We start from the raw sequence: 16069 nt of genomic DNA on the forward strand, positions 1-16069 counted from the left end.
CGTCCTTGCAATACGGAACGCTCCTTTCCGGCCCTTTGCCGTGAAAGGAATCCGCCTCGATCAAAAAAGCGAGCGCCTCACCTCCCTACTCGTCAGAGTTCCGTCCTTACACTCGTTCGGCGAACTTGTAGCCAACGCGCCAAACGGTGAGGAGGTATTTCGGTTGCGAGGGATTGTCCTCGATCTTCTCGCGAATCTTCCGCATGAATACCGTGATGCTGCTCTCGTCCACCTCGCTTTCGCTACCCCATATGTGCTCGTATATCTGACCGCGCGTGAAGACTTGGCCGGGGTTGGCGGCAAGGAGTGCGAGAATCTCGAACTCCTTAGCGGTGAGATCAACCTGCGCGCCTCGCAGGCGCACCTCGTATTGATTGAACAGGATCTCCAGATCGCCCGTCTTGTTGCTGCCTTCGCGGCTGACGGCTTTGGCGAATGCGAGATCGTCCCGATGCCTGCGAAGATGCGCCTCGATGCGCAGGAGCAGCTCATCCGAACTGAACGGCTTGACTACGTAGTCGTCGCCACCCGCTTTGAATCCGATGCTCTTGTCGACGATGTCGCCTTTTGCCGAGAGAAATATGATGGGGATGCGCCTGCCATCCTCGCGCATGGACCGGCACACGTCGAACCCGTTCATACCGGGCATCATCACATCGAGCAACAGCAGGTCCGGCCTCTCGGCTGCCAGCAACCTCAATCCCTGTTCCCCATCAAGCGCGGAGCAGAATTCGTAGCCCGCCTCCTCCACAATGCGACGAATGAGCACATGGAGGCTTTCATCGTCGTCGATGAGCATGACCTTCGCTTTCGGCACCATCATTCCCCCTTCGATTCAACCGGGATGCGCACGGTGAAAACGCTGCCGACATCCGGTTCGCTCTCCACTGAAATGGCTCCACCGTGCATATCGGTGTATTCCTTGGCCAACGCAAGCCCAAGCCCCGTTCCGTTGTACTTGCGGGACGGCGACGAGTCAGCTTGCACGAAACGATCGAAAATACGCTGTTGATCCGCCTTCGCAATGCCGATACCCGTGTCGGACACTTTGAGCCATATCTCGCCGCATTCGGGATGGTTGACGATGCGCAGCGACACCGACCCTCCCTCGGGCGTGAATTTGATCGCGTTGCCGCACAGGTTCTCCAGCACATGGCGGATCTTCTCGAAGTCCGCTCGTATCAGCGGAACATCCGGATCGATCTCGCACGAAAAGTCGATCTTGTCCTTGTCTGCGAGCGGCTGCACCACCGTACTCACCATGCCCACAACATCGCCCACGTCCACCACTTCGATGCTCAGATCCGTTTTCCCCGCATCGAGGCGACTCATCTCCAATATGTCGTTGATCATGAGCAGCAGCGCACGGCTGTTCGCTTCGATCTCGCGCCGGGTTTCGGCCTCGCGCTCATCATGCGGTTCGCAATCGCGATTGAGGAACTCTGCGAACGCAAGGATCGAAGTTAGCGGGGTGCGGAGCTCGTGGCTCATCATGGCGAGAAAGTCCGACTTGTATCGGTTGTCGTTGCGCAAGCGCTCGTTCGCCTGCTCAAGCTGAGCCCGCTGCTTCTCCAATACAGCATTGGCCTCTGCAAGCTGCGCCGTTCGATCTGCGACTTGCGTTTCAAGGTTGTTGTAGATTCCGGACAATTCGCCCGCCATCCTGTTGAACTCGGTCATCAGCGTGTTCATCTCGCGCGACGACTCCGACTGCGCCAAACGTACCTCCAGATCACCGGTCTGGATGCACTCGACGCCCGCTTGGATCTTCCCCAATGGTCGCGTCACGAGATAGGTGAGCGCCGCGTAGATGATGAGCAGGCAGACCACCAGCATGCCGCCGAAGAAAATCACGTCTTGGATAGTGGAAGCCTGCTCACTTTCCATGTACACGTCGAGCGGCATGACGATGCTGATGGCGCCTCCGACATCCCCGATCTCCCAACCTTCTTTGGCGTAGCCCGTCACATCGATCTCGCCAGCGGGCTCTCCGTGGCAATCAAGGCAGTTTTCCTCGATTCTCATCGGGGCCAGATAGCGGAACACCTCTTTGCCTTCGTATTGAGTGATGCCGTAATACTCCGCACCTTCCCCCCTGTTGAACGCGTCGAGGGCTGCAGACTCGAATTCGTCAGGCTGATCCGCCGAATTACGCGGATTGAAGTTGACGAAGCGCGTCGTATAGGTGGATTCGGACGTGAACAACGCACCGATGCTGCGCCCTACGATGGCGCAATGCAAACCCTGGTACACACCGTCGGCGGTGTACGAGATCTGCTCCAACCGATACTGGTTCGACGCCATGAACTCCCAGACGGCATCCATCTGCTGCGCGAGCACTTCGCCCTTCTCGCGCAGCTCGTTCTCCATTTGGGCGCGGTTGTTCACCGAGGTCCACCCGATGTTGGCAACAAGCGACACCGCGAGCAAGGCAACGATGAGCCCCGCGAATTTCGTCTTCAGCTTGATATTTCTCAAAACGCACCCTCTATCCTTTTCGCACGAGCACGCAACACCGACTCAGGGCCGCGTGGGGCTCTCCCCTTCTGACGCGAGCCGCAGCGAGCGAGGAGGGAGGGATGACGCCCGCCGCTGCGGCCCTGTCGAAACGTGGATTTCATTTCAAAGCACCACCTGGATCGGACCCGGTACCAAAGCCGCAGGTTTAGGGTCGATCGCAACCGAGGGATTCGTTTGCGATGCATCGGGAAGCACGACGATCTCGTCCACCGCCTCGGGATGCAGAGCGCGCAATTCCTCGATAGGCCCGAAGCTCAAAGCCCGCATCGGGCACGAGGCAACGCAAGCCGGATGCTCACCCGACGCCCTGAGCAGAATGCAGGCATCGCACTTATGCGCTTTCTGAAGCGACGCTATATACTGCGGAACCCCATAGGGACAAGCCTTCACGCAGTATTCGCAGCCGATGCATTTCTCGTCATCGTGCTGCACCGTGCCGTCCTTTTTATCGATATAAGTTGCAGCATTGGGACACACGGCGACGCATGCGGGATCGATGCAATGATTGCACGTCGCCGCGTAATGGTAGCCCGTCGCATCCGGGTACGTCCCCACCTCGTAATCGTTCACATGGCGAAACACCACGCCGATATCGAGATCGTTTTTATCCTTGCATGCGATCTGGCACGTCTTACAGCCGATACAGTTTCGTTGGTTGAAATAGAAGCCCTTGCGCACAACTTCGATACCATCCCGCGTCATCGTTGCGCTCCTTCCAAATCGACGACACGTTGCGGCTTCTCGCAATCGGGGACAAGCGGATCGCCTGCATGCTTTACGAAGTTGCAGGTATAGTTGTTGTACCCCGTCACCGCCATGCCGCTCACGATAGGACCGCAAAGGACGTTGTCGGCGCCGCCCACGTCATACTCCTCGTTCTCGTCGAGCTCGATCCATGAGCCATGCGGTATTCCCACCATACCGGGCATGATCGTCTCAAGCACGCTTGCCGTTCGAACGATTTTGCCGAATGCATTGTAGATGCACACGTCATCACCGCTGACGATGCCTTTCTCCTCAGCATCCACCCTGCTGATATACACGGGATTCGGCCATGCCTCGCGCAGCCACGCGACGTTGTCGAGCACGCTATGCGAACGACGGTAGTAATGGGGGTTGTACGCCAAGAACGGATACTCCCCCTTCGTCCCTTGCTCAAAATCGCTAAAGCACGTTTCATAGCCTTCGACCGCCGGATGATACGTTGGGTACGGTTTAAAGCAATCCGAAAAACCGAAACCCGCGATGACGTCGGCTTTCCATTGGCAATAGATTTCGAATTTCCCCGAAGCGCTTGGCAGCGGATGGCCGTCCGGATCTTCGACGAACGCCCGATACGCGATGAACCCGTAGCCATCGTCTTCCCGACGTTCCACCTGATAGCACCCGTCCGCTAGAAACTCCTCCAATTTTACGCGGCCCTCTTGCGACGAGCCCTCACATTGCCACGCTTTGAGATCGCCGTCCGTAACCGTAACGAGCGGCTCCCTATCTCCTTGCTCGTTCATGACCGTCGACCCGAGGATCTGATTCATGAATTGCTGTTTTTCCGAAAGCGGGTAGACGGCGTCCGGATCGAGGCCGAGCGCTTTTGCCAAACCGACTCCGATCTCCTGGTCCGTTTTTGCTTCGAACAGCGGCTCGGTCACCTGCGTATAAACAAAGAGCGCCTCCCTGTTTCCCGACGCAAAGCCGCCGACGCGCTCCCATTCGGTTGTGACCGGCAGCACGATGTCGGCATACTGCGCCTGCGTTGTGAAGAACTGGGCATTGCAGAACACGAAGTCAACCGAGCGGTGCGCCTCGATTCCCCGCATAAGGTCGGGGCTCGTTTGCAAGCGCGCCGACTGCTCGTAAAATATCGCACGGATATCGATGTCGCGATCCTCGCCCTCGGTGAATGCGTTCGCATAGAAATCGCCGATATAGCGATACCTTTTGTCGAGAATGCTCTTCCACAGAACCGGTCCCAGGATGCGATCGTCAACGTCGGTCTCAATAGGTTCAAGACCGCTTTTCCCTGCCACCACGAGCGCAGGCCCTCCGTTCGCCGCACCGGAATGATAGGTCGATCCGCACGCATGCCCGCTCTTTCCGAAATGACCGCCCATTGCCCCAAGCGTCATGAAAAGCTGAGGAACGTCTTCGGCATCATGGCATCGCGCGAAACTGAAGCTATGCAGCATCATCACCTTGTTGGTTTTTCCCAACAACTCGGCATACCAACGGATGTCGTCTACCGGCGTTCCGCATACGACGTTCGCCCATTCCGCCGTCTTCGGAACACCGTCGTACGAACCCATGAGATAGTCTTTGAAGTTTTCTTCGAGCCGAGCGTCGTCGGGCATATGTTGGGCATCGAAACCGACGGTATAGTCGTTCAGGAAATCCCAATCCACGACGTTCCCCCGTTCCCGATCGAGCATCACCATCTCGTATGCAACCCCAAGCATGAACGCCGTGTCGGTTCCGGCACGCACCTGAATCCAGCGCGCATCGAGCATCTGGGCCGTCGCGTTGTAGCTTGGCGAGATCATGACGAATCGCGTTCCGGCGTCGCGCGCTTGGATAAAGTGATAGCAGGGCGATCCGGGAGACGCCCATGCGGGATTGCATCCTTCGAACACGATCCAGTCGGCATGCTTCAAGTCGAAGCGATCGTTGGCAGAACCCGACGAGCTGTCCATCAGAGGCATGCCCAACTTTGTCGTATCGAGGCAGTACGTGCCCATTGACGTCGTGTCCGCGATGCCGCAGCAGCCGCCCATCGCCTCGAGCACTCGCATCGTCGTGCTCCCCCCGCGCGAAAGCACGCTCCGAGGACCGTGCTCCTCGTATACCTTCCGTAGCGCTTCCGCTGCGTACGAGAAAGCCTCGTCCCAGCTGATGCGCTCCCATTCGTCTTTGCCACGCAATTCGCCTCGCGGATCGTTCGGCTTCCAGTTCTTGCGTTTCATCGGGTATTTCAAGCGATCGGCCGCGAAACACTGCTTGCGTTGCGAATGGCCGCGAATGCAGCTGCGCTGTTGAGGATACGCGGGGCTGTCCTCATGGGAGTCGTCTGTTTTCTGCCGAACTACGATTCCGTCTTTTACGAGCGCTTTGTTCACGCAGCGTCCACCGCAGTTGTGCCAGCATGCAGCGCTCACCCATACGCCCTCGGAAGAGCTCCGATCCTCCTCTGACCCCTCTTTCGAAATCACCTTGTTCTCGCAGCCGACAAGGCTTCCTGCCGCGAGCGCGGCGGTTGCGGCAACGCTCGTCTCGATAAAGCCCCTCCGGCTCATCTTCAACGCAGCTCGCCTATCGTCCATGCAACTCGTCATTCCCTCTCCCCCTCATCGCATCCCCCAGGAGTAGCCTTTTCGAGTCTGCTACTAGAGTAAAAATCCCCCACGTTAATTGCCATGTTCCAAAAATGGAGACTTTCTTACCGGGATCTTTCCAAATTCTTAACGGGCGGGACGGCGCCCCCGCGCCGCGCCCCCTCTAGTGTAGGGCACTGCGCGCTGCGCGCCCCTGACGCTCGCGAGCTCGCGCGCATGCGCCCCTCGCGGCAGCGTACCTCGCACCCGCGACGTTCGTGGCAGATTCGGGGAGTTTTTCGTCGCGTTATCGCGTCCAAGCGCGGCTCCGCGCGACGCCGAGACTCCCCACCAGGCACGATGCGAGCCGCGCAGGGCGCATGCGCGCAAACGGACGCGCGCTGCGGGCGAAAATGACGAAAAACTCCCCGAATCTGCCACGAAAGGCACGCAGTCGGCAGCGCCCCTCCCCTGGCGCCCTCGTGCGCGAAAAAGCCCCCGGCGGATGCCGGGGGCTTTCAGCGTGCGGTGCTCTCAGGGGTTCGGCTTACGCCTCGGCGTAGACGTCCTTGAGCTTGAGCAGGTGCTCGTAGCGATCCATCGCAGCCTTCTTCATCTCGTCCTGGCAGTTCGCCATGCCGCCCTTGAGCTACAGGCGAAGCTCCCGATACTCCTCCTCGAGCGCCATCGGCTTCACGTCCACGAGCACGCTCGGGTCGGTTTCGGTCGAGGCGGGAAAGCACGCGATATCGGCAATCGCATCCGGATGCGCGGCCGCAAGCTCCTCGAACGGGCCGAACTCGAGGGCGCGCTGGGGACACGATGCGACGCACGTTGGCGCGCCGTCGGCTTCGCGCGTGTCTTTGCAGGCATAGCATTTGCCCACGATCTTGAGCTCCGGGAAGTAGCGTGGAACGCCGTAGGGGCAGCTGTTCACGCATTGCTGGCACCCGATGCATACGCCGTCGTCGTGCTGAACCGTGCCGTCCTCGTCGGACTTGTACATGGCACCCGTCGGGCACGCGCGCACGCAGGCGGGATTCTCGCAATGGTTGCAGGTTACCGACACATGATACCAGCTTGCGTCGGGATACGCGCCGACCTCGAACGTATGCACCTGGCGGTAGTTGATGCCGATCGGCAGGCCGTTGCGCTTCTTGCAGGCAACTTGGCAGGTCTTGCAACCCTTGCATTGAGCGCTGTTGAAATAAAATCCTACGCGTTTCATGTCGCTCCCCCTTACGCCTTCGCCTCGACCCGCAGCTGCCAGTCGCAGTCGGGTTCAAGCTCGGATGCCGTCCATTTTTCAAACGTGACCCAGATATTGTTGTGCCCGGAGATCCCCATGCCCGTCGGCTTGGCTCCCATGAGCGTACTGGCGCAGCCGCCCCGATCAATGCCTTCGTCGTCGAACTTCGGCCAGCCTCCGTTCGGCAAGCCGACGGCACCTTCGATAATCTGCCCGCTGACGGTTGCCTTGCGCAGTATTTTGCCGTAGGGGCTGCTCACCAGCACGGTGTCGCCATCGGCGATGCCCCGTGCCGCCGCATCGTTCGAATTGATCGTCAGCGGCAGTATCCACGCTTCGCGCAAGGTGGCGACATTTCCGAAGTCGGTGCAGGCGGTTCGAAGATAGTGCGGGCTGAAGCAGACGAAATCGTAGCCTTCGATGCGGGCGATGTCATGATAGGTGGGATAGGGCTTGAACTGCTCGCCATCGAAACTGATCATGTTGTACGCGTCGGCTTTTTCCTGGCAGTACAGCTCGAACTTTCCCGAAGAGGACGAGAGCGGATTCTTCTCCGGGTCTTTGATGAACTCCTCGTAGCCGATGTGGCAGAATGCATCGCCCGAGTGACGCTCGATTGAATAAATACCCTGTTCCTTGAGTTCAGCAAGGGTGATTTTTCCCTCCTGAGGCTTACCTTGCGCTCCCATTTCGTCGATGTCTTCTTGCGTGAGCGTAATCAGGGTTTCGTACTCCTTTTTGTCGTTCATCATGGCGGCCCCGGCAACCTTATTATAAAGAGCCTGTCCGGAACTCACCGGATACACCTTCGAGGGATCGTAGCCCAAACGCTCGAGAAGCTGCTCGTCAACCCATCGGTTCGACTTCGCCTCGTCCTCGGGATCGAGCACGTTCGTGAAGTATTGAATCGCTTCGCGATCCCCTTGCCCGCCAACCATCACATCGTCTTCTTGCAGGCGCCCCGTCGTCGGCAAAACCACATCGGCGTAGCAGCAATTCGCCTTGGCCATGTAGTCGCGCATGACGACGAAATCCACGCTTCGGTACGCTTCGATACCCTTCACCGTATTCGGCGCCGACCTCAGGCTGGAATCGTTCTTGCCCTCGATAAAATGAATATCGCAGGTGGCCTGCTCGATAGGCTTCCAGCTTCCATTCCAGCATATTCCAACGTTTTGGTAGCCTCCCTCGACCACCGCGTCGAAAATCTGATTACCGTTGACGTAATCTCCAGCATCCCAGCTTCCGGAAACGAACGATTTTTCCGGTGCGCAGAGCGGCTCGCAGCTCGATACGTCCCACGCATCCCCCGGGTCGCCAGCTTTGAATATCATAGTGCCGCCAACACCGCTCCGGTCGCAATAATAGACCCCGCACGCATTTCCCGGTTTACCGATATGGCCGCCGAGACATCCCACCGTGAGGAACAGCTGCGGCACCTCTTCCGCCCCCGAGCAGCGCCCTGCTGCATAGCCATGAGAGAGAATCGCGTTGGTCGTCTTCTTCACCGCGTTGGCAAAGTAGGTGATGTCCTCGGGCGGCGTCGCGCACACGGCACTCGCCCATTCAGGGGTTTTAGGAATGCCGTCGTAGTCGCCGCGCACGTAGCCCAACAGGTTCTCCTGCAGCTTCGCTTCCGCCGGCATGGACTCGTCATCGAATCCAACGCAGTAGGTGTGCAGGAAATCCCAATCGATCACGTCCCCTTGCTCGGCGTCCAGGCGCACCATCTCGTAGACCACCGCGAGCAGAAACGCCGTGTCGGTTCCCGGCAACAGGCGTATCCACTTGGCATCGTACAAGTTTGCGCTGGCATTTTTCTCAGGGCCGACGCAGATGAATTCTGCCCCGCGCTGCTTTGCCTGCCAAAACAGCCATCCCGCAAGCCCGTTTGCGCTCCAAGCAGGATTTTGCGCATACAGGACGATCAAGTCGGGGTTCTCAACCAGGTCGAAGCGATCATTAACCGAGCCCTCACCCAAAAAAGGCAGCCCGAGATCTCTCGACGCGCAGTCGTCCAGAAAGGGCATGCCGAGTTGGGACACGTCCGACAGATAGCTGCCGAAGGAAGCGGTATCCCACGTAGTCAAAAACCCTCCGCACGCATCGAGAACAGGACTGCGCTGGTGGTACAGATCCCAGTCTTTGTACACGGCACGCGGCCCATAGGTGGTGTACACCGCCCGCAGCTGATCGGCCACGATATCAAGCGCCTCATCCCAGCTGATACGCTCCCATTCGTCTGTTCCGCGCAATTCGCCGTGCGGGTTTTCCGGACTCCAGCTCTTGCGCTTCATGGGGTACTTCAAGCGGTCGGCTCCGAATTCCAGCTCGGTCATGCAGCGGCCGCGCAAGCACCCGCGGAACTGTGGACGCCCGAGGGTGTCTTCGTGCGTATCGTCGGTTTTCGTCCGCACGACGACGCCATCTTTCACCAGCGCTTTGTTCACGCAGGCGTTGCCGCACCCATGAAAGCAGGGAACGTTCTTCCATTCGCCATCGTTGAGGGTCGTCATGGTCTTGCCGCCCTCGAACGTTCCCTCGGGCGCAAACGCACCGATCCCCTCCGCCTCCTGCTTCGCTTTCGGTGCGCACCCCGACAGCGCACCGGCAGTTGCCAGCGCGGTCGCGACGGCCGCGCCTGCGGTTACGAAGCTCCTTCGGTCCATCGTTGTCTTGTTCGACATGCTGTCGGTCATCATCCGCTCCTTCTCGTCCCTTGCCCCTAACCGATAGCCCGAGTATAGGAACCAACGCGCGTCATAGACATTGACAGGGTGTGACAATTCCCTGACCAGATATTGCCAATTCATTACTCTCCTGGTCAGAGCACACGTTTGCACTTCATCAGACCAAACGATACCACACCCGAGCCTCCCGAGAATGCGCCGTGAAAATGCTATACTGGTAAGCCTCATACACCTGCAGAATGGGGATGCGGGATACATGAAATCGTCTGGTTCGCTTCGCGTGAAGTTTATCGTGCTCCTCGTATCGGTTATCGTGGCGATGCTGGGGGCAAACGTGCTGTGGCAGCAGCATTCCAGCAGCGAACGCATCGGGCAGGAGCTCACGGAGCAGGCACGGGCCATCTCGGCCAACATGGATGCCGTATGGTTCTTCATGACGGTGAACCAAGACCTCATCAACTACGATTCCCAAGGCAACTACGAGTTCAAGGGATTGCAGTGCTCCATCGCCGGCCGCTCGATCGGATCGCTGTTCTCGCGCGCCACCAACTACCAGACGAGTTACGTGGCCCTCTCCCCGCGCAACGACTTCGACGAGCCCGATGCGTTCGAGCGTGAGGCGCTCGAATCTTTCTCGAACGACCCGTCGCTCAGCGAATACTACCGCTTCGAGGAGTTCGACGAGGGTACGTACTTCCGTTATCTCAAACGCATGGACATGGAAACATCCTGTCTGCAATGCCACGGCGAACCAATCGGGGAAATCGATATTGCCGGCTATCCGAAAGAAGGGCTCAAAGAAGGCGACCTGTACGGTGCCATCTCCCTCGCCATCCCCGCGACCACGTATATCGAATCCGCGCAAACCAGCAGGGAGCAGAGCGTGCTGTTGAGCGCGCTTGCGGTGATCGCGTCCATTTCCATCATCTGGGTCGCCATCAACTCGTTGGTGACCAAGCCCATCGATCAGGTGAAACGAGGGATGGAAAGCTTCGAGAAAGGCGACTACGACACGCGCCTGAACCCCGACGGGCAATCGAAGGAGATTCAGGTTCTGACGCGCGGATTCAACACTATGGCCGATGAGCTCGAGCGATCGCACACGACGCTCGAGGAAACGGTCGACGCGCGAACCCAGCAGCTGAGCCAGGCGAACGAAGCGCTTGAAGCCCAGCGACGCGAACTGGCGAGCACGAACAATCGCCTCGCCGACGAGAACCAGTACAAGAGCGACTTCCTCGCCATGATGAGCCACGAGCTCAAAACCCCACTCGCGGCGTCGATGGCATTCTCCGGCATCCTCAAGGAGCGCCACCAGCTCTCGGCCGACGACGAGCGGCTCTGGTCGGAGCTCGAAACGAACAACCAAGCGCTGCTCGATATGATCGACAATATTCTCGTGATGGCCCGCCTTGAAGCGGGCAAGGAGGACCTGTGCCTCGAAGTGACCGACATGGTCGACGTCGTTGCGGGTCTGCAGCCCACCATCGACCCGCTCGCTCACAGAAAAGGCGTGCACGTCGAGTATTCCGTCGCCGACGACATTCCGCTGTTCGTCGGTGATGCGGAAAAGCTCCATCGCGTCGCGGAAAACCTTGCGGGCAATGCCGTGAAGTTCACGGCCGCTGGCGGATGCGTTCGCATCGCCTGTCGCTACGACGAGCACGGCATGTGCGTGGTTCTGAGCGTCAGCGATACCGGCGTCGGCATCGAGGCAGACGATCTGGAGCGCATCTTCGACAAGTTCACCCAGGCCGACAGCTCCATCAGCCGCTCGTACGGCGGCAGCGGCCTCGGACTCGCCATGTGCAAGGAGCTCGTCGAGCTGCACGGAGGCAGCATAGAAGTCGAAAGCGCACCGGGGATCGGCAGCACGTTCGCCGTGCGCATACCCGCCAACCTGCCACCAGAAGGAGCAGACTATGCATAAGATAATGCTCATCGACGACGACCCCAGCCTGCAGCTGGCGCTCGAATGCATCATCTGCGACGAAGGCTATGAATTCTGCTGCGCGTCGGATGGCCGAACCGGGCTGGACATGCTCGGCCGAGAGCACCCCGACCTGCTGCTGCTCGACGTCATGCTGCCGAAGATGAACGGCTACGACGTGTGCCGCGAGATGCGGGCGCAGGGGCGGCGCATTCCCATTCTGTTCCTCTCCTCAAAGGGCGACATCGTGGACAAGGGCATCGGGTTCAAAGCGGGAGGGGACGACTATCTGGTGAAGCCCTTCAACAACGAAGAGCTGCTCATGCGCATCGAGGCGCATCTCAATCGACATAAGTCAGACCTCGCGTTCGCACGAGCGAACGCTCGTGCAGGAACGAGCGTCATCGGCGATCTCGAGATCGATTTCAGCGGCTACGTCGTGCGCAAGCGCGGCGTGAAGCTCGATCTGACCGGCAAGGAGTTCGAGATACTCGCCCTCTTGGCGGGAAACCCCGGTCAGGCGTTCACGCGCGAGCACATATACGAGCACATCTGGGGCGAGGACAGTGCGGTCGATACCAATTCCATCACGGTGTTCATCCGCCGCATCAGGGAGAAGATCGAGGACAAAGCGAGCCAGCCAGCGTACGTGCTCACCGTGTGGGGCGTCGGCTACAAGTTTGCCGACCGCATCGACGGATAACGACCGCCCCTCCCCTGGCGCCCTCATGCGCGAAAAAGCCCCCGGCGGATGCCGGGGGCTTTCAGCGTGCGGTGCTCTCAGAGGTTCGGCTTACGCCTCGGCGTAGACGTCCTTGAGCTTGAGCAGGTGCTCGTAGCGATCCATCGCGGCCTTCTCGTTGCGCTCGAACAGCTCGCCGGCGCGCTCGGGGAACTCGCGGGTCAGACGGCTGTAGCGGGCCTCGTTCATGAGGAACTCCTGGTAGCCGCCCGACGGCTCCTTGGAGTCGAGGGTGAACTTCTTGCCCGCATCGGCGGCCGGGTTGAAGCGGAACAGGTTCCAGTAGCCGCAATCGACGGCCTTCTTCATCTCGTCCTGGCAGTTCGCCATGCCGCCCTTGATGGAGTGCATCTCGCACGGCGAGTAGCCGATGATGAGCGACGGTCCCGGATACGCCTCGGCCTCGGCGATGGCCTTGATGGTCTGGGCCGGCTTGGCGCCCATCGCAACCTGCGCGACGTACACGTAGCCGTACGCCATGGCGATCTCGGTGAGGCTCTTCTTCTTGATGTCCTTGCCGGCAGCGGCGAACTGGGCAACCTGGCCGATGTTGGTGGCCTTGGACGCCTGGCCGCCCGTGTTGGAGTACACCTCGGTGTCGAACACGAACACGTTGACGTTCTCGCCGGAAGCCAGCACGTGGTCGAGGCCGCCGTAGCCGATGTCGTAGGCCCAGCCGTCGCCGCCGAAGATCCAGACGGACTTCTTGGACAGGTATTCCTTGTCCTGGAGAATCTCGGGGGCCGCAGGGCACCCGTCGGCAACCGCGGCTTCAAGCCCCGGAATGAGCGCTTCGACGGCCTTGGCGTTGGCCTCGCTGTCCTCCGCGGTGTCCATGTACGCCGCGATAAGCTCCTTGAGGTCGGCCGGCGTCTTGTCGTTCTCGGCCATCTCCTCCAGCTTGGCGATCAGGCGATTGCGCACCGCCTCGTGGCCCAGCAGCATGCCCAGGCCGTGCTCGGCGTTGTCCTCGAACAGCGAGTTCGACCACGCCGGGCCGCGGCCCTCGGCGTTCACCGTGTACGGCGACGTGGCGGCCGGACCGCCCCAGATGGACGAGCAGCCGGTGGCGTTCGTGATGTACATGCGATCGCCGAACAGCTGGGTGACCAGCTTCGCGTACGCCGTCTCGGCGCAGCCGGCGCAGGCGCCGGAGAACTCCAGCAGCGGCTGCTTGAACTGGCTGCCCTTGACCGTGGCATCCTCGAGCGCGGGCTTCTCGGACACGTTGTCAACGCAGTAGTCGAACACGTCCTGCTGCGCCAGCTGGCTTTCCGTGGGCACCATCGTCAGCGAGTCGGAGGGGCACACGTTCACGCACACGCCGCAGCCCATGCAGTCGAGCGGGGACACGGCCAGCGTGTACTGCAGGCCGGCAGCGGCCTTGCCCCTCGCCGGCACCATGACGGTGGCGGCGGGAGCGGCGGCGGCTTCTTCCTCGGTGAGGGCGAACGGGCGGATGGTGGCATGCGGGCACACGAACGCGCACTGGTTGCACTGGATGCAGGAAGCGGCATCCCACGCGGGCACGCTCACGGCGACGCCGCGCTTCTCGTAGGCGGCCGCGCCCTGCTCGAACTGGCCGTCGGCGTGGTCGAGGAACGCGGACACCGGCAGGCGGTCGCCGTCCATGCGGCCGACCGGCTCCATGATGTCGCGCACCATCTTCACCACTTCGGAGCGGCCCTCGAGCACGGGAGCCTCGCCCTCGTCCACGGCGTTTGCCCAGCTTGCAGGCACTTCCACCTGCACGAACGCCGTAGCGCCCGCATCGATGGCGCGGTGGTTCATGTCGACGACGTCCTGGCCCTTCTTCAGGTAGGACTTCGTGGCGGCGTCCTTCATGTACTGGAGCGCCTCGTCCTGCGGGATCACGTTCGCCAGCGTGAAGAACGCCGACTGCAGGATGGTGTTCGTGCGCTTGCCCATGCCGATCTCGGCGGCGAGGTCGATGGCGTTGATGGTGTACAGCTTGATGTCGTTGTTGGCGATGTAGCGCTTCGCCTCGGCGTTGAGGTGGTGCTCAAGCTCCTCCGGCGTCCACTGGCAGTTGATCATGAACGCGCCGCCCGGCTTCACGTCGTTCACCATGCGGAAGCCCTTGGTGACGTAGGAGGGGTTGTGGCAGGCCACGAAGTCGGCCTTGTTCACGTAGTAGGTGCTGCGGATGGGCGAATCGCCGAAGCGCAGGTGGCTGATGGTCACGCCGCCCGTCTTCTTCGAGTCGTACTGGAAGTAGGCCTGCACGTACTTGTCGGTGTGGTCGCCGATGATCTTGATGGAGTTCTTGTTCGCGCCCACGGTGCCGTCGCCGCCGAGACCCCAGAACTTGCACTCGATGGTGCCCTCGGCCGCGGTGTTCGGGCTGTTCGGATCCTCGGGCAGCGACAGGTTCGTCACGTCGTCGACGATGCCGACGGTGAACTCGCGCGCCGGCGCGTCCTTCTCGAGCTCCTGGTAGATGGCGAACACCGAAGACGGCGGGGTGTCCTTCGACGCCAGGCCGTAGCGGCCGCCCACCACGGTGAGGTCGGCGCGGCCCTCGTGCGCGAGCGCGTTGATGACGTCCATGTACAGCGGCTCGCCGAGCGCGCCCGGCTCCTTCGTGCGGTCCATGACGGCGATCTTCTGCACGGTCGCGGGCAGCGCCGCCATGAACTTCTCGGACACGAACGGACGGTACAGGCGCACCTTCACGAGGCCCACCTTCTGACCCTGCGCGTTGAGGTAGTCGACGACTTCCTCAACCACGTCGCAGAACGAGCCCATGGCCACGATCACGCGGTCGGCGTCGGGGGCGCCGTAGTAGTTGAACAGCTCGTAGTTCGTTCCCAGCTTGGCGTTCACCTGGTGCATGTAGTCCTCGACCACCGCGGGCAGCGCATCGTACACGCCGTTGCACGCCTCGCGATGCTGGAAGAAGATGTCGCCGTTCTCATGGCTGCCGCGCATGGCCGGACGCTCGGGGTTCAGGGCGTGGTCGCGGAACTCGCTCACGGCCTCCATGTCGCACATGTCGGCGAGGTCCTCGTAATCCCACACGGCGATCTTCTGCACTTCGTGCGAGGTGCGGAAGCCGTCGAAGAAGTTGATGAAGGGGATGTGGCCCTTGATGGCGGACAGGTGCGCCACGGCGGACAGGTCCATGACCTCCTGCACGTTCGTCTCGGCGAGCATGGCGAAGCCCGTCTGGCGGCACGCCATGACGTCGGAGTGGTCGCCGAAGATGGACAGCGCCTGGGTGGCCAGCGTGCGCGCGCTCACGTGGAACACGCACGGCAGCTGCTCGGCGGCCATCTTGTACATGTTGGGGATCATGAGGAGCAGGCCCTGGGAGGCGGTGTAGGTGGTGGTCAGCGCGCCTGCGGCCAGCGAGCCGTGCACCGCGCCCGCGGCGCCGCCCTCGGACTGCATCTCGCACACCTTCACCGTGGTGCCGAAGATGTTCTTCTTCCCAGCGGCGGACCACTGGTCCACCAAGTCGGCCATCGGGCTCGACGGGGTGATCGGATAAATGCCCGCCACCTCGGTAAACGCATAGGAGACGTACGCGGCGGCGTTGTTGCCGTCCATGGATTTGAATTCTCTCGTCATATTCCTCTCCTTCGAAGGGGATGCTCGCCCGACCGAGCG

General features: G+C 60.6%; 9 protein-coding genes. 2 read left to right on the forward strand and 7 right to left on the reverse strand.

The features are described 5' to 3' along the window. Positions 1-106: 106 nt before the first annotated feature. From H8S61_RS11680 to H8S61_RS11705, 6 genes are all read right to left on the reverse strand, one after another. Positions 107-823: a response regulator transcription factor gene (locus H8S61_RS11680; RefSeq protein ID WP_186939108.1), complete on the reverse strand. Its 717-nt coding sequence runs from the start codon at positions 821-823 to the stop codon at positions 107-109. Continuing rightward, the gene (locus H8S61_RS11685; protein ID WP_186939109.1) at positions 820-2478 is read right to left on the reverse strand and encodes an ATP-binding protein; all 1659 of its coding nucleotides are present in this window, start codon (positions 2476-2478) and stop codon (positions 820-822) included. The genes H8S61_RS11680 and H8S61_RS11685 overlap by 4 nt, the downstream gene beginning before the upstream one ends. Positions 2479-2622: 144 nt before the next feature. Further along, positions 2623-3222 carry a 4Fe-4S dicluster domain-containing protein gene (locus tag H8S61_RS11690; protein ID WP_186939110.1) on the reverse strand — a complete coding sequence of 200 codons (600 nt, stop codon included), beginning with the start codon at positions 3220-3222 and terminating at the stop codon, positions 2623-2625. Beyond that, the gene (locus H8S61_RS11695) at positions 3219-5834 is read right to left on the reverse strand and encodes a molybdopterin-dependent oxidoreductase (protein ID WP_186939111.1); all 2616 of its coding nucleotides are present in this window, start codon (positions 5832-5834) and stop codon (positions 3219-3221) included. Before H8S61_RS11695 ends, H8S61_RS11690 begins: the two co-directional genes overlap by 4 nt. A 640-nt stretch (positions 5835-6474) precedes the next feature. Further along, positions 6475-7053 carry a 4Fe-4S dicluster domain-containing protein gene (locus H8S61_RS11700; RefSeq protein ID WP_186939112.1) on the reverse strand — a complete coding sequence of 193 codons (579 nt, stop codon included), beginning with the start codon at positions 7051-7053 and terminating at the stop codon, positions 6475-6477. Positions 7054-7064: 11 nt separating this feature from the next. Beyond that, positions 7065-9773 carry a molybdopterin-dependent oxidoreductase gene (locus tag H8S61_RS11705; RefSeq protein WP_186939113.1) on the reverse strand — a complete coding sequence of 903 codons (2709 nt, stop codon included), beginning with the start codon at positions 9771-9773 and terminating at the stop codon, positions 7065-7067. Between the two features lie 247 nt (positions 9774-10020). Between H8S61_RS11705 and H8S61_RS11710 the strand changes: the two genes are divergently transcribed. Together H8S61_RS11710 and H8S61_RS11715 are read left to right on the forward strand one after the other, a co-directional pair. After that, on the forward strand, positions 10021-11694 hold the full coding sequence (locus tag H8S61_RS11710; protein WP_186939114.1) for an ATP-binding protein: 1674 nt from the start codon (positions 10021-10023) through the stop codon (positions 11692-11694). Next, positions 11687-12397, forward strand: coding sequence for a response regulator transcription factor (locus H8S61_RS11715; protein ID WP_160942754.1), 711 nt, complete (start codon positions 11687-11689; stop codon positions 12395-12397). The genes H8S61_RS11710 and H8S61_RS11715 overlap by 8 nt, the downstream gene beginning before the upstream one ends. Before the next feature lie 90 nt (positions 12398-12487). On the opposite strand, the gene nifJ is transcribed toward H8S61_RS11715, so the two are convergent. Continuing rightward, positions 12488-16030: a pyruvate:ferredoxin (flavodoxin) oxidoreductase gene (gene nifJ / locus H8S61_RS11720; protein WP_186939115.1), complete on the reverse strand. Its 3543-nt coding sequence runs from the start codon at positions 16028-16030 to the stop codon at positions 12488-12490. Positions 16031-16069: the final 39 nt, after the last annotated feature.

This window comes from Eggerthella hominis (genome assembly GCF_014287365.1).
Taxonomy (GTDB): Bacteria; Actinomycetota; Coriobacteriia; order Coriobacteriales; family Eggerthellaceae; genus Eggerthella; species Eggerthella guodeyinii.

Excerpts from the sequence above, each read along its gene's own strand:
- H8S61_RS11680 (WP_186939108.1), bottom strand. The coding sequence starts at position 823 with ATGATGGTGCCGAAAGCGAAGGTCATGCTCATCGACGACGATGAAAGC.
- H8S61_RS11690 (WP_186939110.1), bottom strand. The coding sequence starts at position 3,222 with ATGACGCGGGATGGTATCGAAGTTGTGCGCAAGGGCTTCTATTTCAAC.
- H8S61_RS11695 (WP_186939111.1), bottom strand. The coding sequence starts at position 5,834 with ATGGACGATAGGCGAGCTGCGTTGAAGATGAGCCGGAGGGGCTTTATC.
- H8S61_RS11700 (WP_186939112.1), bottom strand. The coding sequence starts at position 7,053 with ATGAAACGCGTAGGATTTTATTTCAACAGCGCTCAATGCAAGGGTTGC.
- H8S61_RS11705 (WP_186939113.1), bottom strand. The coding sequence starts at position 9,773 with ATGACCGACAGCATGTCGAACAAGACAACGATGGACCGAAGGAGCTTC.
- H8S61_RS11710 (WP_186939114.1), top strand. The coding sequence starts at position 10,021 with ATGAAATCGTCTGGTTCGCTTCGCGTGAAGTTTATCGTGCTCCTCGTA.
- H8S61_RS11715 (WP_160942754.1), top strand. The coding sequence starts at position 11,687 with ATGCATAAGATAATGCTCATCGACGACGACCCCAGCCTGCAGCTGGCG.
- nifJ (WP_186939115.1), bottom strand. The coding sequence starts at position 16,030 with ATGACGAGAGAATTCAAATCCATGGACGGCAACAACGCCGCCGCGTAC.